This is a genomic window from Ruoffia sp. FAM 26255 (assembly GCF_045528525.1).
GTDB lineage: Bacteria > Bacillota > Bacilli > Lactobacillales > Aerococcaceae > Ruoffia > Ruoffia tabacinasalis.
The window spans coordinates 1-693 of sequence record NZ_JBGQQX010000133.1 but is presented as its reverse complement, the minus strand read 5'-3'; the positions used below and the strand labels follow the sequence as shown (position 1 = coordinate 693).

Annotated in this window: 1 protein-coding gene and 1 pseudogene; one reads left to right on the top strand and one right to left on the bottom strand. The window is 33.5% G+C overall.

Translation table 11 applies throughout. The features are described from left to right. Positions 1-291: 291 nt before the first annotated feature. Positions 292-492, top strand: coding sequence for a cold-shock protein (locus ACEN31_RS11595; RefSeq protein ID WP_338489361.1), 201 nt, complete (start codon positions 292-294; stop codon positions 490-492). A gap of 84 nt (positions 493-576) precedes the next feature. On the opposite strand, the pseudogene ACEN31_RS11590 reads toward ACEN31_RS11595, so the two are convergent. Then, positions 577-693, bottom strand: a pseudogene (locus tag ACEN31_RS11590) (IS30 family transposase); the annotation flags it as partial.

Here is a 693-nt window from a genome sequence, read left to right as displayed (position 1 = left end):
TAAAGACTTGAGTTATAAAAGAATCGAAAAGCGACATTTCCCCCATGGGGGAAACCCTATACCTAAAAGTCTAATGGGGTATGTCTTTTGAATAACAATAGTGTTGCATTTGATTTGACAACAGAGGGATTAAATTTTTAAATAAAAATGTAAAAATATTGCATTTTTTATTCATTGTGATAACATTAACATATGTTTTTGTCAGAGGTAAGAAAGATTTTTAAATAATTCAATTCGTACCATCAGCAAGAATATAATACAAGTGCTAGGCACGAAGAGGAGGCTATGAAAATGGCAGAAGGAAAAGTAAAATGGTTTGACGCTGGTAAAGGATTCGGATTCATCGAACGTGATGGAGAAGAGGACGTATTTGTACATTTCTCAGCAATCCAAGGTGACGGATTCAAATCTTTAGAAGAAGGTCAAGAAGTATCTTTCGATATTGAAGAAGGAGCTCGCGGACCTCAAGCAGCTAACGTTAATAAACTATAATTTTGTTAACATTGACTAATTAAATCTCTTTAAAGAATAAAGCTCAGGACACTCGTCTTGAGCTTTTTTATATGCCTTAAATTGTCAAATTAAGTGCAACACAGTTTTATAAAAGATTTCATAAGGTGTTTTCCAATTCAAACATTTTTTGGGACGTGTATTTAATTTCGTTGCCCAACCTTGTATCTCTTCATCAGTTGC